This is a genomic window from Zhongshania sp. (assembly GCF_041623545.1).
Lineage (GTDB): Bacteria > Pseudomonadota > Gammaproteobacteria > Pseudomonadales > Spongiibacteraceae > Spongiibacter.
Genome location: NZ_JBFJWS010000357.1, coordinates 1 through 3,003, shown reverse-complemented (window position 1 = coordinate 3,003; position 3,003 = coordinate 1). Strand labels below are relative to the sequence as shown.

General features: G+C 53.4%; 3 protein-coding genes and 1 pseudogene. All 4 read right to left on the bottom strand.

Features of this window, described 5'->3' with window-relative positions:
• Positions 1–1,659, bottom strand: a 1,659-nt coding sequence (locus tag ABYT30_RS17805; RefSeq protein ID WP_373097830.1) for a molybdopterin cofactor-binding domain-containing protein, incomplete at its 3' end; no start/stop codon positions are given.
• A gap of 1 nt (position 1,660) precedes the next feature.
• Positions 1,661–2,185: a (2Fe-2S)-binding protein gene (locus ABYT30_RS17800; protein ID WP_373084482.1), complete on the bottom strand. Its 525-nt coding sequence runs from the start codon at positions 2,183–2,185 to the stop codon at positions 1,661–1,663.
• Between the two features lie 185 nt (positions 2,186–2,370).
• Positions 2,371–2,562: a DUF3185 family protein gene (locus ABYT30_RS17795; RefSeq protein ID WP_373084871.1), complete on the bottom strand. Its 192-nt coding sequence runs from the start codon at positions 2,560–2,562 to the stop codon at positions 2,371–2,373.
• 129 nt (positions 2,563–2,691) lie between these two features.
• A pseudogene (locus ABYT30_RS17790) lies at positions 2,692–3,003 on the bottom strand (12-oxophytodienoate reductase); the annotation flags it as partial.

Sequence of the window (3,003 nt, the reverse complement as noted above, 5' to 3'; positions counted from 1 at the left end):
GTGGGCTACCTCATCCATAAAAGACTCTACCCCCCAGCCAATCCAACCTGGCCCTACGGCACGCAACCAACCGGGCACAAAGGTTTTTTGGGCTAGGGTATTATTTATAGCTCGAACTCGGTGGTTGTTAAGGCTGTACCAGTGGTCGGCGCCGCTAATGGAAAAACTGTCGACTTTGGTTTTTTTGTCGACGCTGTCGGGCATGAATCCGGGCGCCATAGTCAATGTCGGCCAGCCTGCAGCGGCGGCGTGTTCAATGCCCTGTAGCGCGTCGTCGGCGTCCCAATAGGCAGCGAAATGCTGCACCGAGGGTGAACGAATGCAGTCAAAGCGGGAGTCATCTTCGCGGGTGAAAACCAACTTTACCGGCTTGCCGGTGGCCTGAGCCGTTAGCGCGGCGGGCAACATATAGTCGCCTGCCAAGCGTCGGCCAAAACCACCGCCGAGGTAGTGTTGGTGAATGATCACCTTGTCTTCACTAAGGCCGACAGACTTGGCGACAACGGGCAGAAACAGTGACTGCCACTGGTTGCCGGTATACACATGGCAAATCCCGTCTTTAAACTCGACAGTGGCGTTGACCGGCTCTAGGGCAAAGTGCAGAACCGAGGAGGTGCGGTACAGACCTTCAATCGATTTTTTTGCCTGCTTGGCGGCGTTGTCGATATTGCCATGTTCTACAAATAGCCCACCAGAGGACTTGTCGGCGACTAAGCGCTCGCCTTCAGCGATGAGGTCTTGCTCGCTGACCTCGGCAGTTTCGCCTGCTTTATAGTTCACTTTGACTGCATCGGCGGCCTTGATCGCACCGTAGTAGGTGTCGGCTAACACCGAGACCCAACCTTGCAATACGTCGGCGGGGTCTTGCAGTATTTTGTAACCGATGTAGCCCTTTACTTTTTTCGCCGCGCTGTCGTCGATTTTGATAATTGACGAGCCATAGCGCGTAGGCGGAATTAAAGGGCGCGCATAGATCATGCCGTCGAGTTCAGCGTCGATCCCGTAATGTGCCTCGCCGGTAGATTTGGCGGGAATATCCAGGGCCTTGCTGGGCTTGGTAATGAGGGTGTGTTTTGCTGCCGGTTTGGGCGAAAACGCGGCAAGCTCGTCGCTGGTATAAGTTTTGTCGATCTTGCCGCGTTTAACAATCTCGGCAAAGTCCAAGCGTTTACTCCCGCAAATGACTTGGCTGTTCTCGGTGCGACAGTCTTTGGCGGCAACGCCAAGTAGTGTGGCCGCAGCGCCTATCAGTGCTTCGCGACCCGCCGCCCCAGCTTGGGACATCGGCAGATATGACTGGAATACCGACCATGAACCGCCGGTAACCATATAACCCCATTTAGGGTCGGTATCCACATGCTTGAAGCTCACTCGGTTCCAGTCGGCGCCGAGCTCATCGGCAAGGATCCGCGCGAGTGCCGTGCCAACGTGTTGGCCCATCTCGGCACGGGTTACGTTGACTAGAATGGCGCCGCTCTGGTCAATCTCAAACCAGATCGTTGGGTTAAACTGCTTGTTTTGTAAGCGCTCGGAGGCCGAGGTATTTCCCGCAAGGACGCTACTCGGCGCAAAGGCCAACATCAGTCCTGCGCTTGTCGAGCCAATTAAAAACTGACGGCGGCTGTAGGCTGCATTTTTGTCGTTGGTGATCCGTGACATCTTAGCTTACTCCCTGTTCGTCAGTGTGGGTGTTGTCGACGATGGTTTGCCGCTTGGGGTCGTATATTTGAATGACGCCGTCGCTGCTCTGAGCTGCACTTTTTATTGCACGCTTAATGCGCGCATACGACATGCAGCGGCACAAATTACCTGACATATGCTGGACTATTTCCTCATCGCTTGGGTTGGCTTTGCTTGCAAGCAAGGAGGCGGCCTGCATAATCTGGCCAGACTGACAGTAACCGCACTGGGGTACCTGTTCTTCTACCCAGGCCTGTTGTAGGGGGTGACGGGCCTCGAGTCCTTCAATGGTGCGGATGTCGGCATTGCCCACGGCCCCTAGCGGTATTGAGCAGGAGCGCATCGGATTGCCGTTCATGTGCACGGTGCAGGCGCCGCACATGGCAATGCCGCAGCCAAACTTGGTGCCCTTAAGGCCAAATTCATCGCGAATCACCCATAGTAGTGGTGTGTCTGCTGGCGCGGTGGAGGAGATCTTCTTGCCGTTTAAAGTGAATGTCGTCATTCGTTTCGTCCTCATCCATAGAGCGTTGCGCTAATTACAAAAGGCTGTAAAGCAGTGTAGTTCAAATTTGTGGTGGCCTGCGTTGTGTGTGGTGCTGGAGCAGGGCAGCGCAGAGCGCTTTTGCGAGCGATAGCTTCGGGGAGCTTAGCGGTCTGGCTTGTACGGCTGTGAAGTTCAGAGCGTATTCACTTTAAGCGCGCGAGGCCAAGTAAAACACTGATTGCACCGCCGACCATACCGGCCCATGCCTCAAGAGGCGTTTCACCGTTTAGTGCACGGCTAATTTGCGAGCTGGCAGAATCATAGATGTTGTAGCCCCATAGGCTTAATGCAACACCGCCGACAACCAACACAATACCGATAATTTTATAGTTCATGTTCACACCGAGTTTTAGGGCTCATCGCTGAAATTAGCGAATGCTTACATAAACACATAACAAGTATTAAAAATACATATAACGGGGCTAGCCGCACATTGCGGCATGGCTAGCCCTTTTACTGCGTCTCTACGAGAGTTGCCCAACATGCTCTATCGTGAAGGGTTGGAGTTGATCGATTTGACCGTGTTTAATTTTATTCACCCAGTCAGAATTGGCGAGTAAGGCGCGGCCAATTGCAATTAGATCAAACTCATTGCGGTTCATTTTTTCGAGCAAATTATCGATGTTGGCAACACCCGCTCCTTCGCCGCGAAACGCAGAGATAAACTCCTGGTCGAGACCAACACTGCCGACACTAATAGTGGGCTTGCCGGTAATTTTTTTGGTCCAGCCTGCTAAATTCAAATCGGAACCTTCGAATTCTGGTTCCCAGAAGCG